Origin of the sequence: Halalkalicoccus sp. CGA53 (assembly GCF_036429475.1) — an archaeon.
GTDB classification, from domain to species: domain Archaea; phylum Halobacteriota; class Halobacteria; order Halobacteriales; family Halalkalicoccaceae; genus Natronorarus; species Natronorarus salvus.
The window spans coordinates 3054558-3075947 of record NZ_CP144125.1; the positions used below are offsets into that span (position 1 = coordinate 3054558).

Below are 21390 nucleotides of genomic sequence, written 5' to 3' on the forward strand. Positions count from 1 at the left end.
CACGCACATTACACCCGCCAGAGAAGCGCCGACATGGACAGTCTCAATCGACTGGCGCTCGAACTGGTCGACGAGGCGATCGACTTCGCCGACACGCTCAACGTCGGCGTCGTCGACCTCGACTGCGGGGCGACCGTCCTCGACTTCGGCGTCGAGCAGGCGGGCGGGATCGAAGCCGGCCTGTTGCTCAGCGAGATCCAGACCGCTGGGCTGGCGACCGTGAGTTCGCGTCTCGGCGAGGTCGCGGGCGCGCCGATTCCGGAGATCGAACTCACGACCGACCACCCGGCGATCGCGCTGCTCGGATCACAGAAGGCGGGCTGGGAGGTGAGCGTCGACGGCTACGAGGCGCTCGGGAGCGGCCCCGCACGGGCGCTCGTCGGCGAGGAGGAGGAGTTCGTCCAGCTCGGCTACCACGACGCCTTCGAGTTCGCCGTGTTGGCGCTCGAAGCCGGCGAACTCCCGACCGACGCCATCGCGGAGCACGTCGCGGCGCTCGCCGACGTCGAGCCCGAGAGCGTCTTCCTCCCGACGGTTCCCACCGCGAGCGTCGCGGGGAGCGTCACGGTCGCCGCCCGGGCGGCCGAACTCGCGCTCTTCCGGCTGCTCGAACTCGGCTACGACCCGCTCGACGTGCTGAGCGCGACCGCGAGCGCGCCGGTCGCCCCGGTCGCCGCGAGCGAGCAGGAGGCGATCGGCCGGACGAACGACGCGCTCGCCTACGGTGGCCGCGTCCACCTGGCCGTCCGCGAGGAGAGCGACGTCTTCGCCGAGCTTCCCTCCACCGCGGCCGACGAGTACGGCCGGCCGTTCACCGAGGTGTTCGCCGACGCGGACTGGACGTTCTCGGAGGTGCCCGAGAGCGTCTTCGCCCCCGCGCAGGTGACCGTCGACGTCGTCGGCGGTCCGACGACGGTCCACGGCGAGCGGGACGAAGAGCTACTGGAAGCGAGCTTCGAACTCCGATGCGGCTGAAGGCGGTCCCACCGCCGCCACCATCGCACGACTCGCTGGCCGCGATCACCGAGGCGGGGCCGCTCGTCCCGGAACCGAGGGAGGCGGTCCGGTCGTCGCTATCCGACCGGGTAGAGTGGGTCTCGACCCGCGAGGGAGAGGCGTGGGTCGCGCTCGCGCTGATCCTCGGGCTGCTCCACGAGAGCGAGGAGGGGATCTACCGCCCGCGGGAACCGCCATCGGATGGGGAACTCCGAGAGCGGTTCGTCGCGGGCGTCTACGGGGCCAGGGAACTACTGGCGGCGATCCGTGAGGAAGGGCCGCTCGCCCCGACGGCGCTCGTTGAACGCGTCCCGATCCCGCCGTGGGAACGACGACGCCACGCCGATCCGGAAGCGGTCCACCGCGAGCGGATCTGCCGATCGATCGGGTGGCTGGATTTATATGACTCCGTGGAGTACGAAGGAGAAGAATATCATTTGACATTATGACGCCGATCCACGCCGTGCTCTTCGACCTCGACGGCACACTCTGTGAGTACCGCCGGAGCAACGACGAACTACTCGAGATCGCGTTCGGCCGTCTCGGCCTCAAGACGCCGTTTTCCGGAGAGGAGTACTACGACCGGTTCGACGAACTGTACCACGAGCGGGGGGCTATCGGCGACCTCGGGGCGTTCCGCGAGCGGTGTTTCGCCTCGCTCGCCGACGACGCGGGTCTCGACCCGGAGGTCGGCCGCGATGCCGCGCGCATCTACACCCGAGAGCGCGATCCGGGTAACGTGCGGCCGCTCTCCGGCGCACGCGAGGCGCTCGAACGGACGGCGAGACGCTACCCGATCGGCCTGATCACGAACGGCCCGCCCGACTCACAGGACAGGAAGCTCGCGGCGCTGGGCTTCCGCGACGCGTTCGAGACGGTGGTCTACGCGGGCTACGACACGCCCGCGAAGCCCGACCCGACGCCGTTTCACCGCGCGCTCGACGCCATCGACGTCACGCCGGAGCGGGCAGTCCACGTCGGTGACTCGCTCAGGGCGGACGTCGCCGGTGCACACGCCGCCGGTCTCTCGAGTACGTGGGTGTCGAACGGCTCCGTGGACGAACGACCGCCCGGTCCGATCCCCGACTACGTGATCCGGACGCCCGGCGACCTGCTCACGCCGCCGTGGAGCACCGAAAGCGACATTCGCAACGGCCGCTGAAATCGGGTGATGGGAGGGAGACGACGGCCCGATCGCGACGGCTCCGAGGGGCCGCTCGATGTCGAGGACGAGATGAACGTCTTCTCTCGCGGGCTCTCCCCGCTCGTTCCGGCACGCCTCGCCAGGGCGGGGCTCTCGGTCTCGGTCGAGACCGACCGCGAGGAGTACGCCGTCGGCGACGCCGTGGGGATCACGATCGAGATACGCAACCGACTCCCGCTGCCAGTCGAGGTGCCGACCGAGGGCCGTCGGATCTGGGGCTGGACGGTCGACGGGCTGCTCGCCGCGAGCGACGAGCCGTTGTACAGGTCGACTCGCCCGAACAGCGTCGAACTGCGGGCGAATCAGACGATCACGGTCGAACGCTCCTGGGACGGCCGGTTCAAGCGAAGCGGCTCGCCGACCCGCTGGGTGCCGGCGGCGCCGGGCGAGTACGAGATCGGTGCGTTCGTCGCCACGACCCCGCGAACGCGGGACTCGACGACCGTGCGACTCTACTCGCGGTGAAGGTGGCAGGCTGCGAAGTGTTCGCCGGCCCCGTACTCCGACTCGACGGTGTAGTGCGGCCTGCTGAGCGCACAGATGCTCGTCTCCTCGAACGTCCGCCGGAGCCGGTCGGCGGCCTCCTCCCACCGACCCTCGGCGAGCATCGCGGTCGCCTCGTCGATCACACGTCCGGGCTCGCCCGCCGGGCGCGTCCCGTCGAAGAACTCCCGGTCGACGACCGCCTCGGCCTCCGACAGCGGCACCGACTCGTCCTCGTCGATCCCGCCCTCCCGGATCGTGAACGACCGCCGGCGCACCCCCCTCGTGAACGCGAGCGTGTTCTCCCACTCCGCCTCGCTCATCTCGTACTCGGAGAGGGCGGCCTCTCTCGCCGCCTCCGGGAGCTCGATCCCCTCCAGATCCGCGGAGCCTGGCCGGATCAGCTTCGGACAGCGGGTCCGGAACCGACAGCCCGAGGGCGGGTCGATCGGACTGGGGACGTCCCCCTCGAGCGTCCCCCGGGCGTTCGCCTCCCGCGGGTCCGGCACCGGAATCGCCCCGAGAAGCGCCTCCGTGTAGGGGTGTTTCGGGTTCTCGAACAGCTCCTCCTTCTCCGCGAGCTCGACGATGTGACCCAGATACATCACCGCGACCCGATCCGCGATGTACCGAACGACCGAGAGGTCGTGGCTGATCACCAGGTAGGTGAGCCCGAACTCCTCCTGGAGCTCGCGCATCGTGTTCAGCACCTGCGCTTGCACCGAGACGTCGAGCGCGCTCACCGGCTCGTCACAGACGATCAGGTCGGGGTCGGTCGCCATCGCGCGGGCGAGGTTGATCCGCTGGCGCTGACCGCCCGAGAACTCGTGTGGGTAGCGGTTGTAGTAGTCCCGTTCGAGTTCGACGCGCTCGAGGAGGTCACGCGCCCGCTCGCGGCGTTCGGTTGCGTCGTACATGTCGTGGGCCTTCATCGGCTCCTCGATGATCGGCCCGACCTTCATCCGCGGGTTGAGCGAGGACTGTGGGTCCTGAAAGATCATCTGCATGTCCCGGCGAAGCGGCCGGAGCTCGCGGTTCGAGCTCTCGGTGAGCTCGACGCCCTTGAACCGAACGCTGCCGGCGGTCGGCTCGATCAGCTGGAGGATCGTCCGTGCCAACGTACTCTTCCCGCAGCCGGACTCGCCGACGAGCGCGAGCGTCTCGCCCTTCTTCAGGTCGAAGCTCACGTCGTCGACCGCCTCGACGTCCGCGGAGCCGAAGATACCCGACAGCAGCCCCGTGTCCGACTGGAAGTACTTCGTGAGCCCCTCGACTTCGAGCAGCGACTCGCCGCTCGCGACGTCCTCTCTCGCCTCGAGCGCGGAGCTCACTGGCGACCCTCCACGGGTTCGGCCTCGCGGCCCGGGAGCGGCTCGCTCTCCCAGTAGCCGACGTCGGCGTGTTTGATACACGCGGATCGGTGGTCCGGACCGACGTCGTAGAGCTCGGGTTCGATCTCCCGACAGGCCTCGCGGGCGTCCGGACACCGCGGGTGGAACCGACAGCCTGCGGGTGGGTTCATCGCGCCCGGCATCGTCCCCTCGATCGGGACGAGGTCGGAGACGGTCTGGTCCGGCCGCGGGATCGAGCGTAACAGCGCCTCGGTGTAGGGGTGTTTCGTGTCGTGGAAGATGTCGTCGACGGGGCCCTGTTCGACGATCCGCCCGAGGTACATCACGTTCACCCGATCACAGATCTCCGCGACGACACCCATGTCGTGGGTGACCCAGATGAAACTCGTGTCGAACTCGTCGACGAGTTCGGAGACGAGTTCGAGGATCTGGCCCTCGACGGTGACGTCGAGCGCGGTCGTCGGCTCGTCGGCGATGATCAGGTTCGGACGACAGCCAAGCGCCATCGCGATCAGCACCCGCTGGCGCATCCCGCCGGAGAACTCGTGTGGATAGTCGTCGTAGCGGTCTTCGGCCTCGGGGATACCGACCCGCCTGAGCATCTCGATCGCCTCCTCGCGCGCCTCCTCCGTGCTCATCCCTCGGTTCAGCTCGATGAACTCCCGGATCTGACCTCCGACGGTGTAGACAGGGTTCAGGCTCTCCATCGGGTCCTGGAAGATGATCGCGATCTCGTTTCCGCGGATCTCCTCGCGCATCTCCCGGTTCGAGAGCATCTCGTCTCTGGGGACGAGTTCGGGTCGGCCGTCGGCACCCTCGGCCCCGCTCTGCTCGAAGCCGACGAGCGTCCGATCCCGATAGCTCACCTCGCCGTCGATCACCTCCCCCGGCTCCTCGACCAAACGCATGATCGAGGAGGTGGTGACGCTCTTTCCGGCGCCGGACTCGCCGACGAGCCCGACGATCTCGCCCCGTTTCACGTCGAAGGAGACGCCGTCGACCGCGCGGACGGCGCCCCGCTCGGTGTAGAACTGTGTCTTCAGATCACGTACCTCGAGTAGTGTTTCGCTCATGGCTCTCACTTGATCCGCGGGTCGAGTGCGTCCTGCAGGCCGTCGCCGAAGAGGTTGAACCCCATGATCGTCACCAGGATCGCGAGCCCCGGCCAGATGCTCAGCCAGGGATCGGAGTGCATGTACTGATGCGAGATACGGAGCATCTCCCCCCAGTCCGGCGTCGGCGGCTGGGCGCCGTAGCCCAGGAACGACAGGCCGGCGACGATCAGGATCGTCACCCCGATCTGGAGCGTCGCCAGCACCAGCACCGGCGCGAAGCTGTTCGGGATCACGTGCCGACGGATGATGTCCCTGTCCTTGACGCCGGTCGCCCGTGCCGCCTCGACGTAGTCCATCTCGCGGACCGAGAGCACCCGACTGCGTATCAGCCGCGCGAACACCGGGATGAACGCGATGCCGACGCCGAAGACCGCGTAGACGATGTCCGGGTTACCACCGCTGACGAAGACGGTGAAGACGATGACGAGCACGAGCGGGGGGATCGCGTACAGCGTCTCGACCGCACGCATCAGCACGTCGTCGATCCAGCCGCCGTAGTAGCCCGCGACCGCGCCGACGATCACGCCGCCGACCAGCCCGAGGGTCGTCGCGACGATCCCCACGAAGTAGGATACGCGGGTCCCGTAGACCAGCCTGGCGATGTAGTCCCGCCCCGCTCGATCGGTGCCGAGCGGGTGCTGCCAGGAGCCCCCGTCGACGAACACCGGCGGCATCCTGCGTTCGGTCTCGCCGGGGTCGGGGTGGCGTTCGGGGTGGTACCAGATCGATTCCGCGAGCGCGAAGTCGTCGTAGCGCTCGAGGGTGATCCGCGAGAGGTTCGCGTCGATCGTCGTGACGACCGCGACGAACGTCACGACCGCGATGACGTAGAGGCCGAACCGGGCGGTGGTGTCCTGTTTGATCTTCCCGAGGGTGTAGCGCCAGCCGACGTCGGCCTCGAACTCCCCGTCGCCGCCGCCCTCGTCCTCTCTCGTCTGCTGCTCTCCGACCGCCATTTCAGCTCTCCTCCCCGTACTTCACGCGAGGGTCGATGTACGCGTACGAGATGTCCGTGATGATCACGCCGATGACGAAGACGAAGCCGATCACGACGGTCGTCCCCAGCACGAGCTGGTAGTCGTAGGTCTGGATCGCCTGGATCAACAGCCGACCCATCCCGTTGATCGAGAAGACCGTCTCGATGAGCACCGCCCCGCCGATCGCGCTCGTCAGGTTCAGCCCGACGAGCGTCACCACGGGCAGCTGTGCGACGCGAAACGCGTGTTTCCGCATGATCGTCCGCTCCGAGACGCCGTATGCGCGCGCGAGCTTGACGTACTCCGCGCCCAGCGACTCGATCATCGAGCTCCGCTCGACGCGCATGATCGTCGCCATCTGGAGCGTTCCGAGCGCGATCGTCGGCAGGATCAGGTGTCTGAGCGTCTGGTAGTAGAGCTCCAGGTGACCGGAGTAGCCGTAATGGACCGGATCGCGCCACGGGTAGACCATCCTGCCGGAGGGCAGCCAGCCCAGCTGTACCGAGAAGAGGATGATCAGCATGATGCCGATCCAGAACGAGGGCGTCGAGACGCCGAACAGCGCGATGATACGCGAGACGTGATCGGAGGGCTCGTTCCGGCGTTTCGCGGCGAGGACGCCGAGCGGGATCGCCGTCACGAGCGCGAACGCGAACGCCGAGAGCATCAACAGCAGCGTCGGCGGCAGCCGGGTGATCATCAGGTCCGTCACCGGCCGCTCGTAGTACATGCTCAGGCCGAGGTCGCCCTGGAGCAGCCCCGGTGGGCTGCCCGCGAAGCCGGGCACCCCGAACTGTGCGAGGAACCACGAGAAGCCGATGTAGTTCAGGAACTGGATGTGAAGCGGCTCGTCGAGCCCGTAGCGGGCCTCGATCGCCGCGATCAGCTCCGGGCTGGCCTCCTGTTCGGCCAGCATGATGTCGACCGGATCGCCGGGCATCGCGTTCATCAGGAGGAACGTGATCACGGCGATCCCGAACATCACGGGAATCGATTGCAGAAACCGGTTTATCGTGTATCGAAGGAGTCCCATCGTTTCACTGGCTGACGGTTGTCGTGGTTCGGGAGCCGGTGTCGTGGTACATCGAGAGCGTTCGTGGGTGGAAAAACTTCCGTTCTGTCTCCGATCCCGTTCAGCGCAGCGTCGTGTCCGGGACGTCCAGACGTGGGGTCGTGGACGTGCTCGTGTCGGGCAGGACGTTCTCGACGCGCTCTTCGTCGTAGGCGATCGCGCTGTCGGTGTTCCAGCCGGGGATCCAGACGCACTCCTCTAGGATCTCCTCGGTCACCTCGATGTAGAGCTCGCGCCGTTCGTCCTCGTCGACCGTCTCGCGGGCGTCGGCGATGTTCTGGTGGAATCCATCGTCGTCGTAGAAGTGACCCTGGGTCACGCCGGCGTTGTCCTCGTGGAACAGCTGGTAGTAGTAGACGTCCGGGTCGCCGCCGCCGGTCCACCCGAGCGAGTACGCGTTGAACTCGTCGGCGTCACCGCTCGAGTAGGCGGTGGTGAACGTGTCCCAGTCGAGGCGTTCGACCGTCGCGTCGTAGCCGATCTCGCCCAGCCGGTCGGCGATCAGCTCGACCCACTGCTGACGGAGGTCGTCCGGCGGCGAGATGAAGTGCAGCGTGTCGCCCTCGTCGATGGCGTCGCTCCCGTCGAGCAGCTCCTGGGCCTGGTCGGGGTCGAACTCGTACTCCATGTCCATCCACTCGTCGACCGGGAAATCCCACTCCTCGGCGATCGTCGGGCCGACCGGGTAGTTGATGTGCTGACCCGCCTCCCCGATGACGCCTTCGACGAAGTCCGAGGTCGAGTGACAGTGGGCGATCGCCCGGCGCACGTCCGGGTCCTCGGTCGGCCCCTCCTGGCAGTTGAACGCGAGGTAGAAGACGCCCGTGTCCGGCGTCTCCTCGATGCCGATGCCGTCTTCGGCCTCGATGTCCTCCCAGTCCGCGGGCGGGATACCCTCCATCACGTCGGTCTCCTGGGCGAGGATGCGCGAGACGCGGCCCGCGTCGTCCTCGGCCGGCTCCCACCGGATCGACGGGATCTGGGGGCCATCGTCGTCCCAGTAGTCGTCCCAGAGCTCGACGTCGGCGAACTCGCCGATCTCGGCGTCGACGAACTGGTACGGCCCCGATCCGATCGGGTTCTCCGTGTTGTAGGCGTCGGGATCCTCCTGACGCGCCTCCGCGTTCACGACGTACCGGACGAGCGTCAGGTCGTCGAACGCGCCGTACGGGAACTCGAGGTCGAACTGGACGGTGTGCTCGTCGATCTCCTCCGCGGACTCGATCATCGCCACGTCCGGCATGTTGTCCGTCTCCTCCTCGACTGGCGCCGTCCACGTGTGGATCACGTCCTCGGCGGTGACGGGCGTGCCGTCGTGGAACTCGGGCTCCTCGCGGAGCGGGACGATGAATCGCGTGCCGTCGTTCTCGATCTCCGGGGCGTCGGCAGCGATCTTCGGCTGTGGATCGATCGTCTGTACCTCGTACTCGTAGAGCCCGTCGTAGATCGTGTGGTACACCTGGGCGGAGTAGGCGTCGTTCGCCACGATCGGGTCCCACTCGATCGGTGCGACCTGCTGGGTGACGTTGAGCTGGTCGTCCGCGGGCTCGTCCGCGTCGTCGTCGGCAGGATCCGCGTCGTCGGCAGGGTCCGCGTCGTCCGCCGCCGGGTCGTCGTCGACGTCCTCGTCGGCGGGGTCGAGACAGCCGGCGGCGACGGCCGTCGAAACCGCTACACCGGATGCGAGCAGCCGTCGCCTCGTGATCGGATCGATCGCGTCCGAGCGGGTCTTTCGGGTCATGTCAACGTTTGCCGGTTATCGGGTGTCCGTATAAAATGTTTCGTAATGATTGTGCACGGCCGGGGGAGTTTATCCAACGGCTAAGATCCGTGCCGATCGGACGGGACCGGCTCACTCCACGTCGACGACCGTCCCGACGCCCTTCGAGCGACCCTCGCGGAAGACGAAGCGCTGTCCCGGCTCGACCAGGTAGGGTCGGAACTTGAACCGGACCCGGGTGCGACCGGTGTCGCCGGGGAGCAGCCGTCCCTCCCGCGGCGAGAAGACCGCGGCCTCGCTCACGGTCTCTAGGTGAACGACCGGCTCGTAGCCGTCGCCGATCCGCGTCGGATGGTTGAGCACCATCACCTCCGCCTCGAACTCCCGCACCGGCTCGACCGAACTCCCGCGCGGGACGAGCGCCATCCCGCGTTCGATCTCCTCCTCGCGTACGCCCTTGAGCGCGATGCCGACGATCCGGCCCGCCGAAGCCGCGTCGACGCGGTGGTAGTGCATCTCGATCGAGCGCACCTCGACCTCGCGGAACGAGCCGTCGGCCATCGGCCCCAGCAGCAGTTCGTCGCCGGCCTCGACGCTCCCCGACTTCACCGTACCCGAGGCGACCGCACCCACGCCCGTCACCTTGTAGCTGCGGTCGATGTACATCCGGAACTCGCCCTCGTCGCTCGCTCGCTTCGGGAGCCGCTCGAAGATCGCATCGAGCGTCGCGAGCCCCTCGCCGGTGACCGCGCTGGTCCGCAGGATCGGGACGACCGTCTCGTCGATCTCCTCGATCGCCGCCTCGACGCCGTGGCGTTCGACCGACAGCGGCGTGCGGCCGACGTCGCGTAGCAGCCGTTCGACCTCGCGGGAGACCGTCTCGACCCGATCGTCGGAGACGAGGTCGGTCTTCGTGATCGCGACCATCGTCGGGAGCTCCGTCGCGAGCAACACCCCCAGGTGCTCCCTCGTCGTCCTGGTGGGGCCGTCGTCGGCCGAGATCACGAGCAGACCGTAGTCGAGTTTCTGACCGACCAGCCCCCGGATCGTCGTCCGGAGCCAGGGTTCGTGGCCGACGGTATCGACGAACGAGATCAGTCGGTCTGCCTCGCGTACGACGCGTGCACGGTCGGTCTTCCGGTTCGGGTTGTCCATGTGGACGACCTCGCCCTCCCGGAAGCCGTAGACGCCGTAGGAGAGGTCCGCCGAGAGCCCCCGGTCCACCTCGTGGGGCTGGACGTCGAGGTACGCACGGGTGCCGCCCTCGCCGTCGTCGGCCTGACCGGTGACGAGACTCCCGACTAACGTACTCTTCCCGTGGTCGACGTGGCCGGCGGTGCCGACGACGATGTGGTCGTCGTCGGTCTCCAGAAGCGAACCGGCACGGATCGTCGCGACGCCGACGAGGCCGTACGATCCCGCGTCCTCGTCCTCGCCGTCGAGACCGTGGCCTTCGTTCTCGAGGCCGTCGGTATCGTTCTCGACCCGCCAGGTCTCGACGTCCTCGATCCGGGCGTCGGCCTCCTCGGCGAGCAGCGAGAGCACGTCCATCGACTCGGCGAACGCCTCGGGGGAGATGCCGGCGATGCCGCCGTCGTCGGTGACGCCGACGACGTAGGTCGCCTCGCCGTCACCGGAGAGCACCCGGTGTCTGAGCTGTGCCGCGAGGCTCTCGAACCGGCCGTTGCCGATGTGAAGCTCCTTCGAGAGCCGCTCTTTGAACTCGATGTGTCCACCGTCGCGCTCACCGTGGGCGATCGCGCGCCGCAGCGCGGCCCGGTCACCGCTCATACGCGGCGCTTAGGTGGGGGTACGTAAAACCGTTCCCGTCGTATGTGATCACGTGACACGATTCGGATCGGGCCTCATCCCCTCCGCGTGAGCCGATCGTACGCCGCCGCGACGCGCCTGAACTGTACCTCGTCGCCACCGCGGTCCGGGTGGACATCCTTGACTCGCTCCCTGTAGGCTCGCCTGATCTCGCGCTCGCCCGCACCCGCCTCGACGCCGAGGATGCCGGCCGCCTCTCGCGGCGTCGGGCCGCTCCGCGCCGACGGCGCGCTTCGGTACCGTTCTCGCCGGTCGCCCGCTCCCGTCGCACGGCCACCGAACCCACCGTTCGGGCCGACTCGCTCACGGTACCCTCGTCTCCGGACCCGGCGTCCGAGTCGGCCGGTGCCCTGGTACCAGAAGACGTAGGCGGTGACACCCGTCGGGGCGGCGACCGCGAGCGGTACCGGGGTCGCGAAGACGAGCGAACTGATCGTCGTCACCGCGGCGATGCCGGCGAAGACGGCGGCGAGCGCGATCAGGAGCCGCGAGTTCGACACGGACCGGCGTAGGTGGCGAGCCGTAGTAAATGCTGGCACACGACTCAAGCCGGTCGGGAGGGAACGAGGGGTATGAGCGTCGAAGGTGTCTGTCAGGTCTGTGAGTCGCGCACCGCCGACCACCAGTGTTCGCTCTGTGGCGCACTCGTCTGTACGAGCGACTTCGAGCAGTCAGCAGGCTGTTGCGTGCAGTGTGCGAGCGGGAGCGGCGGCGGGGATAGCCCGCTCGGGCCGACGGTCTGAGCCGCGTCTCAGAATCCGAGGACTCGCTCAGCCGCCCGAAGGGTCGTACGATCGCACGTCGTCGACCGACGGAGCCCCGACCGTGAGTACCTTGACCGACTCGTCCGCGGACTCGGGAACGAACGTCCGGTGGGGATGGCCCGGCTCGACGAAGAAGGCTCGCCCCTCGCCCACGACGAACTCCTCGTCCGGTGTCTCGACGTGGAACGTGCCGGAGAGCACGAAGAAGGCCTCCTCCTGCCGGTCGTGGGAGTGATATCGAAGCGGAATCCGACCGCCCGGCTCCGACCGCACGTGGTTCAGACCGAACTCCTCGAAGCCGACGTACCGAGCCAGATGGCGAAACGTCCGCCCGTCGCCTTCGAACGGGTCGACCTCCTCCGGATCGACGACCGAGTAGCCCATGGCGCCTCGTGCGAGCGGAGCGTGAAAAGGGTCGGGACGCGCCCGTCCGACCGTCCCGTCGAGCCCGGACCACTTCGAGTGGAAGAGCGCGAGGGCCGGTTACTTCGCCCAGGACTCGATGACCCGTCGGGGCGCGCCGAAGATCAGTTCGGTGAACGCCATCGGTTCGTCGTCCGCGCGGATGTGCGAGCGGACCCGCTGGCTGAACATCTCGACGCAGATGATGAGTACGAGGATCACCAGGATGGTCGCCATCATCTCGGTGTAGTTGAACAGCCGGCGCTGGTTGTCGAGCACCCAGCCGAGCCCCCCGGCGCCGATGATTCCGAGGCCGACGGCGATCCGGACGTTGATCTCGAAGATGTAGAGCGTCCAGGCGATGAAGGGGGTGAAGACCTGACTCAACATCCCGAAGGTAACGGTTTGGGGCTTGTTCGCGCCGGTGGTCTCGATCGCCTCGATCGGGCCGTCCTCGATCTCCTCGAGTTCGTCGGTGAACAGCCGGCCGAGGTTGCCGATCGTGTCGGTCGCGACCGCGAGCGTGGCGGTGATCGGGGTCACGCCGCCGAGCGGTACGTAAATGAGCACCCAGACGAGCGCGGGGATCGCGCGGATGCAGGACATCGTCCCGCGGAAGATGAAGTTGAAAGGGAAGGGGACGACGCGCTCGGAGCCGAGCACGCCGAAGAGCAGCGCGAGCGGGAACCCCAGAACCGTGCCCGCGAACCCGATCGCGAGCGTGATGCCCGCCGACTGGAACAGGTCGGGGATCGGGATCGTCTGGCCCGCGAGCGAGACCGTGTCGGGATCGGTGCCCAGGATGAACGCCCAGTACTGGACGACGTCGAGGAAGGGGATCACGCCGAAGACGGTCGTGAGCGGGAAGTAGTTCCGGAGCGCGTTGGCGAACTCGGCACGGTAGGCCCAGATCTCCGACGGCACGAGCCCGATCCGGCCGAGGGCGATCCAGAGCAGGATCAGGATACCGATCACGCCGCCGACGCCGAGTGCCCACGTGATCCGCTTCGAGCGCTTGATCTCGTCGTAGCGCCGCTGGACCTCGGTGCTGGTGCTCATACGTTCCCTCGCACGACCTCGTCGGTCGCGGAGCTTCCGGTCGCGACCTGCGCGTCGTCTCCCGGGTCGGGGTCGTCGTCGTAGCCGTGTTCGAGCGTGTCGTAGATCTCGTCGACGACCTCGAGGTCGAAGTCGTCCTGGTAGCCGTCGAAGAGCAGTTCGCCCTCCTTGAGCCCGAGGAAGCGGACGCCGAACTCGCGGGCGAGGTCGACCTGATGCAAACTGACGATCGAGGTGATGTCGCGGTCCTCGGCCGCGTCGCGGAGATAGCGCATCACGGTGCGCGAACTCGAGGGGTCGAGGCTCGCGACCGGCTCGTCGGCGAGCATGATCTTCGGCTTCTGGACGAGCGCGCGGGCGATCCCGACGCGCTGTTGCTGGCCGCCGCTCATCCGGCGGGTCTGTTGCTGGGCCTGATCGAGCAGGCCGACGGCGTCGAGCGCCTCGAGCGCCTCCATCTTGTCCTCCTTCGAGTTCATCTGGAGCGCGCTCCTGACGAAGTCCGTGCGACCCAGCGCGCCGGTCAGCGCGTTGCCGTAGGCGCTCATCTGTCCGATGATGTTGTGCTGCTGGAAGATCATCGCGACGTCCTCGCGCGGGCCCGTCACCTCCTCGTCGTCGATGTAGACAGCACCCTCGGTCGGCCGTGTCAGCCCCGTCATACAGCGGAGCAGCGTCGACTTCCCCGCCCCGGAGATCCCCAGCATCACGACGAACTCGCCCGCCGGGATCTCGAAGGAGACGTCCGAGAGCGCCTGGACGCTCCCGAATGACTTGCTCAGGTTCTCCACTCGTATCGTGCTCATAGGCGGTTGTGTTGCTCGGGTATCTCCCTGTTCGATGGTTTAGTGTGTCGGTTTTTTGCTACTCGACGTCGCCGAACTCGAGGCCAAGCTCCTCCTGGACGTCGATGATCGGCCGGAGGTCGTCCATCGAACCCTCGCGCACCCCGGTGAACCAGAGCACGTTCTCCGCGTCCTCGTCGGGGATGAGGTCCTCCTCCTCGGCGTCGAGCAGCGCCTGGGTGATCGCGTCACGCGCCGGCGACTCCCAGTTCGACCGGGCGACGATCGGCGCGTTCGGGATCGGGTCGGACTCGCCGAGCAGCCGGAGTTCGGGCTCCTCGGTGCCCGCGCTCTCCTCGTAGTGGGGCATGTTCTCGAAGAACTCCTCGGAGAACTGCTCGGCGGGGACGTGATCGACGACGGCGAACTCGCCGGTGCCGGCGGCCATCACGTCGCCGCGGTTGATCAGCTCCTCGCGGGCGGTCGCGTGGTCGGAGTAGGACGCATCGAAGTCGACCGGGCTGCCGACCGGCGCGTCGCCGATGTCGAGACCCGCCTGGCTCAGCATGTACAGCGGGTAGAGCCCGCCGCTGACCGAGAGGTTGTCCGAGAACGCTATCTCGTGGCCCTCCAGGTCCGAGAGCTCCTCGATCTCGCTGTCGGGTAGCGTCGTGATCGTCGAGTAGTAGACGTCCGAGCCGTAGGCGATCCGGATGCCGACGATGTCGACGACGTTCTCGCCAGCGATCGCGGCCGAGGGCGAGGCGTCTGCGATGTGTGCCTGGTTGTTGCGCAGCGCCTCGAGCGTCGCCGAGTAGTCCGACGTCGGCTGGAGTTCGATCTCGTAGCCGGTCTCGCTCTCGAGATACTCCTTCATCGGGCCGTACTCCTCTAAGATGTCCGTGTCGGACTCGGCCGGGTTCAGGACGTAGTTGATCACCTCGTCGTAGTCGTCGTCGCCGTCGTCCGCCTCGTCGGCGTCGTCGCCGCCGTCCGCCTCGTGGTCGTCGGCATCTGCCCCGTCGTCGGCGGGATCGTCGCCCGTATCGTCGTCGAGACACCCAGCGAGCCCCGCGAGACCCACCGCCCCCGTGAGCTTCAGGAAGGTCCGCCTGTTGCTGTCGTTCGCGCCGGTCTGTGTGCGCCGCATCACGTCGGTCTACTCGGCGTCTGTAATGAGAGTTTCTATATCCGATTCGTATAGGTATTGTTTCCGGCATAGTGCTATCGAGAGGTTCGGACCGGGCGACAAGTCCGACCCAACCTGCCGCGAGACGGCCCGTTTCCCCACTATGTCCGGCTTCCGGGATCGGGAATCCCCCCGCGGCGTTCCGGCGTTTTCGGGTGGTCGGTACCCGATCGAACATATCTGTCTGGAGGATACGATCGGGACGTGTCGCCCCGAGGACCGGTCGGGCGTGGGGACACACCACACGGGCTGAGTGATACCCTCGTCGGATATATAGCCCCGCGGTCAGACCGAAAGCGGCGCGCGCGCAGCCTCCAGTACCTCGTCGTGGACCGCGCCGTTCGAGGCGACGATCCCCTCGCTGTCGTGTCGCCAGCGCTCGCCGTGGACGTCCGTCACCCGACCGCCCGCCCGTCGAACGAGGTGCACTCCCGCCACGGTGTCCCACGGGTTCGCGTACCCCTCGTAGAACAGCCCGTCGATCCCACCGTCCGCGACATGCGAGAGCGCGGCCTGTGCGCAGCCGAACCGGCGCATGTCGCCGAAGCGCTCGACGATCGCCCCCGCCGCGGCGGTGTACTCCGCTCTGTGGTCTCTGTCCCACCACATCGTCGGGACGACGGTACAGCGCTCGGGGTCGGTGCGGTCGCTCACGCTCGTCTCGACGCCGTTTCGTCGGACCGTCCTCGCTCCGACGTACCGGTCACCGAGTGCGGGCATGACGTTCGCCGCGGCGACCGGCTCGCCGTCGATCACGGCTGCGACGCTTGTCGCCCAGACCGGGATCTCCCTGACGAAGTTGTTCGTCCCGTCGATCGGGTCGACGATCCACGCCGCTCCCCCCTCGGGCACCTCCTTCAGCGCACCCTCCTCCTCGCCGACGATCGCGTCGTCCGGGAAGGATTCGGTGAGCACCTCGATCACCCGTTGCTGTGCCCGTCGATCGGCCTCGGTGACGACGTCGGTCTTCTCGCCTTTCGTCTCGACGTCGATCCCCCGACGGAACCGAGAGAGCGCCACGTCGCCGCCCGCACGTGCCGCACGCTCCGCGACGGCGACCCGGTGTGCGCTGTCCTCGTCGTCCATACCGGGAGGCGCTCGGGGAGGGGTATACGCCCTCCGGTTCGCCGCGGGCCGACCGGCTTTTGTCCCCGCCTCGCAAAACGCTGTCATGCAGGCGATCAAGGACGCCGTCCACGACTACGTCGACCTCTGTCCGCTCGCAGCGGACCTCCTCGACACCCACCCCCTCCAGCGGCTGCGCCACGTCCGTCAGCTCTCGACCGTTGCGCTCGTCTACCCCTCGGCGAACCACACCCGATTCGAACACTCGCTGGGCGTCTACCACCTCGCCCGGGAGGCGGCAGAGCGCCTCGGTCTCGAGGGGGAAGACGCACTCCGCGTCCGTGCCGCCGCACTGCTCCACGACGTCGGTCACGGCCCGTTCGGCCACCAGACCGAACCCGTGATCGGGCGCCACCTCGGCAGACACCACGACGAGGTCGGAGCGCTGCTCTCGGGGACCGACGCCGCCGACGTCCTCGTCGACCACGGACTTTCGGTACCTGAGATCGCCGAGACGATCGCGGGGGAGGCCGAGTACGGCCGACTCGTCTCCGGTGACCTCGACGTGGACCGGATGGACTATCTAGTGAGGGACGCCCACCACACGGGCGTCCCGTACGGCACGGTCGACCACGGTCGGCTCCTCCGAGCGTTCCGGTATCGCGACGGACGGCTCGTCCTCGCGGAGGGGAACGTCGCGACCGCCGAGAGCGTCCTCGTCGCCCGGACGCTGATGAACGCGACCGTCTACCGACACCACGTCTCGCGGATCGCCGGCGCGATGCTCGACCGGGCGGCAGAACGCCTCCTCGACGACGGCTTCGACCCCGAACGGTTCGCACGGCTCACCGACCACGAGCTGCTCGTCGCGTTCGGGGAGCGAGAGGAGACCGCCGACACCGCCCGACGGCTCGGGGAGCGCGACCTCTACAAACGGGCGGGCTGGTTGACGTGGGAGGATGTCCCGAGGAAACTCGTCGACAACTCCTATCTCGACGTCCGGACGCTCGAACGGAAGGTCGCCGGCCTCGCCAGCGTCGACGAGCGCGAGGTGATCCTCGACAACCCCGGCCGGCCCTCGATCCCGGAGTCGGGGGTGCGCGTCGTCGTCAACGGCGAGGTCGAACGGCTGGCGGACGCCTCGACGCTCGTCGGCGGACTTGACGCCTGTGCGCGAGAGCAGTGGCGACTCGGCGTCTACGCGCCCGACGAACACGTCGGTGCGGTCTCGGAGGCCGCCGCGACGGTCCTCGACGTCGAGTAGGCGGGTGGGTCCTACCCGGAGAGCGACGCCCGGAACAGACGTTTCGGGTTCGCGAAACGCTCGACGCCACCCGCGCCGTACTCGATCGAGAACGCCTCGACGGCACCCGCGGGCGGATCGGCGAAGCGCTCGGCGAGTCGCTCTCGGCGCTCTCTCGGCGTCCCGATCCGCTCCACCCAGTCGCCGTAGACGAGCGGCTTCCACACCTCGATCGACTCCTCGATCTCGAACCCCCCTTCCGCGAGCATCGACCGCCACTCGGGTACCGTGTACGAGCGGACGTGCGTCGGGTCGCGCAGCCGTTCGACCCCGTTCAGAAACCCGTCGAGGACGGTCTCGGAGGGCACGACGTTGTCCTCGAGGATCAGCAGTCCTCCCGGCCGGAGCACGCGAGCGGCCTCCGAGACGAACCGCTCTGGCTCCGGGAAGTGGTGTGCCGCGATCCGGCAGGTGACCGCGTCGAACCCGGTCGCGAAGGGGAGTCGTTCGGCGTCGGCGACGACACCCTCGACCCCTCGGAGTCCGTCCGCCGTCGCCGCCATCGCCGGGGCGGCGTCCGCCGCGACGACCCGTCGGACAGCTTCGTCCGCGAGCGCACGCGCGGTGTGGCCCGCACCGGTCGCGACGTCGAGCGCTCGGTCAGCCCCCGCGCACCACTCGGCGATCCGCTCGACGTCCTCGCCCGTTCGGTGGACCCGAACCCCGACGTACTCGGACGCCGCGCGGTCGAAACTGTCGGCGGTCGCCCGCTTCCGCTCCGAATCCCTCATCGGTACCGGTTCAGCCGCTTCTTCAGCCGTTTCGCCGCCTCGCCCGCCGCGCGGTCGAAGCGCTCGCCCTCGCCCGCGAAAATGATCCCGCGTGAGGAGTTGACGAGACCGGTACCGTTCGAGAGGCCGAACTCGACGGCCGCCTCCGCGTCACCGCCCTGTACGCCGATTCCGGGTACTAAAAACGGGAGGTCCGGCACCTGTTCTCTGATGCGCTCGAGTTCCTCGTGGGCGGTCGCACCCACCACGAGTCCGACGTTCCCGTTCGCGTTCCAGAGGTCGGCGAGTGCGGCGACGCGCCCGTAGACGGTCTCGCCGGAGGTGAGTTCGAGGTCCTGGAGGTCCGCTCCCCCCGGATTGGAGGTCCGACAGAGCACGAAGACGCCCTTCTCCTCCCTCGCGAGGAACGGTTCGAGCGAGTCCCGGCCCATGTAGGGGTTGACCGTGATGGCGTCGGGAGCGTGGCCGCTGCCACGAGCGTGGCCGCTGCCACTGTCGTCGAGGAGTTTCGCGTACCGTCTCGCCGTGTTGCCGATGTCGGCCCGTTTCGCGTCCAGGATAACGGGGACTCCCCTCCCGTGGGCGTAGGCGACCGTCTCCGTGAGCGCACGCCAGCCGTCTGCGTCCTCGTAGAACGCTGCGTTGGGCTTGTACGCGGCGGCGTGCTCGTGCGTGGTGTCGATTATTCGGCGGTTGAACGCCCACCGGGGGAGGTCGCGATCGCGGAGGTGTTCGGGGATCCGGTCCGGATCGGGATCGAGTCCCACGCAGAGGACGCTGTCGACCGCCTCGATCCGCTCGCCGAGTCGCACGAAGAAGTTCATACACACGCGACTCGCGGCGGGGACCTGATACTGTCGACTGTGACTCGGTACGGACTCTCGCCGACACGGGGGCGAAGAGAACCGTCACATGGGTACGGCGACAGTATCGACGCTCCCGTTCGGGTAGGCTCAAATCCCCCGGGTGCGTAGGGGGGCTATGGCACTCGACGCGGTCGTGTTCGACCTCGATTACACCCTCGCGGTGGCCGAGCGTGACCGCCAGACGCTGCTCGACGAGGCCGCGGCCGCGACCGGTGCGCCGCCGATCGCCCGCGACGAGTACCACGACGTCCACCTCGCGAACCACTCCCACGAGACGCGCGCACCGATCTTCGCCGAGCTGATCGACGGGTCGGGAGCTGAGCCCGACCGGATCGCGACCGCCTACCGCGAGGCGATCGCCGCCTCGCTCACCCCGATCAAGGGCGCGGAGGGGCTGATCGAGGAGCTACGGGAGGAGTACCGCGTCGGATTGCTGACCAACGGCCCGAGCGTCGCCCAGCGCGACAAGCTCGCGACGCTCGGCTGGGAGGGGCTGTTCGACGCCGCGATCGTCACGGGGGAGATCGGCACCGGAAAGCCCGACCGCCGGGCGTTCGAGGCGATCTGCGAGGCGGTCTCGGTCTCCCCGACCGAGGCCGTCTACGTCGGTGACGAGGTCGGCACCGACGTCCACGGCGCCCGCGGCGCCGGGATGCACGCCGTACAGGTGCTCTACCCCGGCGGACCGGCGCCCGACGCGAGCGCGACCGCACACGTCGAGCGCTCGCACCTCCCGAGCGAGCTCCCGCCTGTCGTCCGCCGGATCACCTAGTGTGAGCGACCGATTCGAGAACGTCGGTCGCCCGCTTCACCGCCGCCCCGTTCTCGACGAAGACGAGCGTCTTCGGGGGCTCGACCGCCTTCGGCCTGACCCGTAACTCCGCCTCCAGCGCCGCCTCCGCCGCACGGTCCGGCGCGCTCTGGAACTCGATCCTGACCCGATCGGGCTGGACGAAGACGGCCGCGAACGGCTCGCCCTCACGCTCGATTCGGTAGGCGAGCGCGCCCTCGGTCGTCGGTTCGACCTCGGGGTCGGCGTCCGCGAGCGAGAGCCGGGAGAGAGGACCGTCTTCGCGGCCGTCGACCTCGGAGGCGAGCAGCTCTGCGATCCGTCTTCCATCGCCGATCCGTCGCTCGACCATCAGCGTTCGCGCTCCCCGGTGAGGATCTCCCTCGTCATCCGGACCTCCTCCCCCACGTCCACCCCGCGCCGGTGAGCGTAGAGAACCGCCGCGGTCTCGATCGTCACCCCACGCTCGGCCTGGAGCTCGTTTATGCCCGCGACCGCGCGCTGTTTCTCGATCCCGGTCGCGACGAGCGCGTCGAGCACGCGCTCGAAGACCGATGGCGAGGAGAGCAGCTCCTCGTCCGGCGAGAAACCCTCCGGGATCGTCACCTCGCTCGGCGCGAACGTGACGCGCAGCCCGTCCTCCGTGCGTTCGAGCAGCCCCTGTCCCACGGCGACGTCGATCAGGCGTTTCGACTGATCGGGCGAGAACCAGTCCCGATCGAGCGAGAGCGCGACGACGAACGCGCTCTCCTCGATCGTCTCGGTGCCCGCCCGCTTGTACGGGGCGGCGACGGCGACGCGCAGGCTCATGGCCCGCCTGCGCGTCCAGACGGCCTAAACGGTTCGTCTTCGATCCCGATAACGAGGCGTTTTTGTAGCCGCCGGCTCTCTCTCGCGCCATGAACGATCACGGCCGGTCGATCAGGAAGCGAACCGGTGGGCGACGACGCCCGATCAGAAAGCGCCGGAAGCACCAGCTCGGCGGCCACCCGACCGAGACGGTCGTCGGCGAGCCGAAGTTCAAGACGGTGAAGGCACGCGGCACCACCGAGAAGATCCGCGCGGTCTCGACCGACCTCGTGACGATCGCCACCGACGACGGCACCGTCAGCGCGACGATCGAGGACGTCGTCGAGAACCCGGCGAACCCGAACTACGCCCGCCGAAACATCATCACGAAGGGCGCGCTCATCGAGACGAGCGAGGGGCGTGCGCGAGTGACCTCCCGGCCCGGCCAGGACGGACAGGTCAACGCCGTCCTCGAGAACTAACGCGTCGTCTCCCCGTTCTCCCGTTCGCCCTCGCTCGATGCGAGACGAGCCATCGGATGCTACCTGTCCTCCCGATGGAGCTGTAGCGGCGTGCCGAACGGGACACGTGGCGTGCGGAAGTCCGAACGCGCGCGCGGACGACGAGCACGAATCTATTTCGGGCGTTCACATCCAGCGATCGTTTTTGGACGAACGTAGCAGATAGGCTGATTACACTAGGGAGTCTTATATAGCATATGGAGAGGAGAGATCAGTCCACCGAGTTTCGAACGAACACGTACGAATGCATGAACTGTGGCCAGAGATCCGAGGCTCGCCACCACCCGATGGAGTGTTCGAGATGTGGGGGTGAGATGCTGAACATCGGAAACTCCCGGGAGTGACGGGTCGGCGACCCGTATCCCGAGAGACCGGAG

Annotated in this window: 25 protein-coding genes; 9 read left to right on the forward strand and 16 right to left on the reverse strand. The window is 67.9% G+C overall.

Features of this window, described 5'->3' with window-relative positions:
- Positions 1–33: 33 nt before the first annotated feature.
- Genes mch through V2L32_RS17625 form a run of 4 tightly spaced genes read left to right on the forward strand, consistent with a single transcriptional unit; the run spans position 34 to position 2665 of the window.
- On the forward strand, positions 34–975 hold the full coding sequence (gene mch / locus V2L32_RS17610) for a methenyltetrahydromethanopterin cyclohydrolase (RefSeq protein WP_331233850.1): 942 nt from the start codon (positions 34–36) through the stop codon (positions 973–975).
- The gene (locus V2L32_RS17615; RefSeq protein ID WP_331233851.1) at positions 966–1445 is read left to right on the forward strand and encodes a hypothetical protein; all 480 of its coding nucleotides are present in this window, start codon (positions 966–968) and stop codon (positions 1443–1445) included. The genes mch and V2L32_RS17615 overlap by 10 nt, the downstream gene beginning before the upstream one ends.
- The gene (locus V2L32_RS17620; protein ID WP_331233852.1) at positions 1442–2158 is read left to right on the forward strand and encodes an HAD family hydrolase; all 717 of its coding nucleotides are present in this window, start codon (positions 1442–1444) and stop codon (positions 2156–2158) included. The genes V2L32_RS17615 and V2L32_RS17620 overlap by 4 nt, the downstream gene beginning before the upstream one ends.
- A 9-nt stretch (positions 2159–2167) precedes the next feature.
- On the forward strand, positions 2168–2665 hold the full coding sequence (locus V2L32_RS17625; RefSeq protein ID WP_331233853.1) for a hypothetical protein: 498 nt from the start codon (positions 2168–2170) through the stop codon (positions 2663–2665).
- Here the strand turns inward: V2L32_RS17625 and V2L32_RS17630 are convergent.
- The 7 genes from V2L32_RS17630 to V2L32_RS17660 all read right to left on the reverse strand — a co-directional run bounded on the left by V2L32_RS17630 (position 2653) and on the right by V2L32_RS17660 (position 11249).
- Positions 2653–4014 carry an ABC transporter ATP-binding protein gene (locus V2L32_RS17630; protein ID WP_331233854.1) on the reverse strand — a complete coding sequence of 454 codons (1362 nt, stop codon included), beginning with the start codon at positions 4012–4014 and terminating at the stop codon, positions 2653–2655. The genes V2L32_RS17625 and V2L32_RS17630 overlap by 13 nt on opposite strands.
- Positions 4011–5108 (reverse strand): ABC transporter ATP-binding protein, encoded by a 1098-nt coding sequence (locus tag V2L32_RS17635; protein ID WP_331233855.1) that lies wholly within the window; start codon positions 5106–5108, stop codon positions 4011–4013. Before V2L32_RS17635 ends, V2L32_RS17630 begins: the two co-directional genes overlap by 4 nt.
- A gap of 5 nt (positions 5109–5113) precedes the next feature.
- A complete protein-coding gene (locus V2L32_RS17640; RefSeq protein ID WP_331233856.1) occupies positions 5114–6106 on the reverse strand; it encodes an ABC transporter permease in 993 nt (330 codons plus the stop codon).
- 1 nt (position 6107) lies between these two features.
- Entirely contained in the window at positions 6108–7160 is a 1053-nt protein-coding gene (locus tag V2L32_RS17645) for an ABC transporter permease (protein WP_331233857.1), read from the reverse strand.
- Between the two features lie 100 nt (positions 7161–7260).
- The gene (locus V2L32_RS17650) at positions 7261–8940 is read right to left on the reverse strand and encodes an ABC transporter substrate-binding protein (RefSeq protein ID WP_331233858.1); all 1680 of its coding nucleotides are present in this window, start codon (positions 8938–8940) and stop codon (positions 7261–7263) included.
- 111 nt (positions 8941–9051) lie between these two features.
- Positions 9052–10710 (reverse strand): GTPBP1 family GTP-binding protein, encoded by a 1659-nt coding sequence (locus tag V2L32_RS17655; RefSeq protein ID WP_331233860.1) that lies wholly within the window; start codon positions 10708–10710, stop codon positions 9052–9054.
- Positions 10711–10784: 74 nt separating this feature from the next.
- A complete protein-coding gene (locus V2L32_RS17660; RefSeq protein WP_331233861.1) occupies positions 10785–11249 on the reverse strand; it encodes a J domain-containing protein in 465 nt (154 codons plus the stop codon).
- Positions 11250–11321: 72 nt separating this feature from the next.
- On the opposite strand from V2L32_RS17660, the gene V2L32_RS17665 reads away from it, so the two are divergent.
- The gene (locus tag V2L32_RS17665; protein ID WP_331233862.1) at positions 11322–11492 is read left to right on the forward strand and encodes a hypothetical protein; all 171 of its coding nucleotides are present in this window, start codon (positions 11322–11324) and stop codon (positions 11490–11492) included.
- 27 nt (positions 11493–11519) lie between these two features.
- Here V2L32_RS17665 and V2L32_RS17670 read toward each other — a convergent pair whose 3' ends face one another.
- From V2L32_RS17670 to V2L32_RS17690, 5 genes are all read right to left on the reverse strand, one after another.
- Positions 11520–11897 (reverse strand): cupin domain-containing protein, encoded by a 378-nt coding sequence (locus tag V2L32_RS17670; protein ID WP_331233863.1) that lies wholly within the window; start codon positions 11895–11897, stop codon positions 11520–11522.
- Positions 11898–11996: 99 nt separating this feature from the next.
- Positions 11997–12974, reverse strand: coding sequence for a phosphonate ABC transporter, permease protein PhnE (gene phnE, locus V2L32_RS17675; RefSeq protein ID WP_331233864.1), 978 nt, complete (start codon positions 12972–12974; stop codon positions 11997–11999).
- Positions 12971–13780 (reverse strand): phosphonate ABC transporter ATP-binding protein, encoded by an 810-nt coding sequence (phnC, locus tag V2L32_RS17680; protein ID WP_331233865.1) that lies wholly within the window; start codon positions 13778–13780, stop codon positions 12971–12973. Before phnC ends, phnE begins: the two co-directional genes overlap by 4 nt.
- Positions 13781–13838: 58 nt before the next feature.
- Entirely contained in the window at positions 13839–14909 is a 1071-nt protein-coding gene (locus V2L32_RS17685; RefSeq protein WP_331233867.1) for a substrate-binding domain-containing protein, read from the reverse strand.
- 324 nt (positions 14910–15233) lie between these two features.
- Positions 15234–16034 (reverse strand): inositol monophosphatase family protein, encoded by an 801-nt coding sequence (locus V2L32_RS17690; protein WP_331233868.1) that lies wholly within the window; start codon positions 16032–16034, stop codon positions 15234–15236.
- An 85-nt stretch (positions 16035–16119) separates the two neighbouring features.
- On the opposite strand from V2L32_RS17690, the gene V2L32_RS17695 reads away from it, so the two are divergent.
- Positions 16120–17277, forward strand: a complete 1158-nt coding sequence (locus V2L32_RS17695; protein WP_331233869.1) for an HD domain-containing protein — start codon at positions 16120–16122, stop codon at positions 17275–17277.
- 11 nt (positions 17278–17288) lie between these two features.
- On the opposite strand, the gene V2L32_RS17700 is transcribed toward V2L32_RS17695, so the two are convergent.
- Complete coding sequence (locus tag V2L32_RS17700) at positions 17289–18047, reverse strand: class I SAM-dependent methyltransferase (RefSeq protein ID WP_331233871.1); 759 nt, start codon at positions 18045–18047, stop codon at positions 17289–17291.
- Positions 18044–18871, reverse strand: coding sequence for an orotidine-5'-phosphate decarboxylase (gene pyrF / locus V2L32_RS17705; protein ID WP_331233873.1), 828 nt, complete (start codon positions 18869–18871; stop codon positions 18044–18046). Before pyrF ends, V2L32_RS17700 begins: the two co-directional genes overlap by 4 nt.
- 157 nt (positions 18872–19028) lie before the next feature.
- Between pyrF and V2L32_RS17710 the strand changes: the two genes are divergently transcribed.
- Entirely contained in the window at positions 19029–19685 is a 657-nt protein-coding gene (locus V2L32_RS17710; RefSeq protein WP_331233874.1) for an HAD family hydrolase, read from the forward strand.
- Here the strand turns inward: V2L32_RS17710 and V2L32_RS17715 are convergent.
- Positions 19678–20055, reverse strand: a complete 378-nt coding sequence (locus V2L32_RS17715; protein WP_331233875.1) for a hypothetical protein — start codon at positions 20053–20055, stop codon at positions 19678–19680. The two genes, V2L32_RS17710 and V2L32_RS17715, sit on opposite strands and share 8 nt — an antisense overlap.
- Positions 20055–20513 (reverse strand): DUF2240 family protein, encoded by a 459-nt coding sequence (locus tag V2L32_RS17720; protein WP_331233876.1) that lies wholly within the window; start codon positions 20511–20513, stop codon positions 20055–20057. Before V2L32_RS17720 ends, V2L32_RS17715 begins: the two co-directional genes overlap by 1 nt.
- Before the next feature lie 89 nt (positions 20514–20602).
- Here V2L32_RS17720 and V2L32_RS17725 point away from each other — a divergent pair, with 89 nt between their 5' ends.
- Both V2L32_RS17725 and V2L32_RS17730 read left to right on the forward strand, forming a co-directional pair.
- On the forward strand, positions 20603–20974 hold the full coding sequence (locus V2L32_RS17725; protein WP_331233877.1) for a 30S ribosomal protein S8e: 372 nt from the start codon (positions 20603–20605) through the stop codon (positions 20972–20974).
- 236 nt (positions 20975–21210) lie between these two features.
- Entirely contained in the window at positions 21211–21357 is a 147-nt protein-coding gene (locus V2L32_RS17730; RefSeq protein WP_457852205.1) for a rubrerythrin-like domain-containing protein, read from the forward strand.
- Positions 21358–21390: the final 33 nt, after the last annotated feature.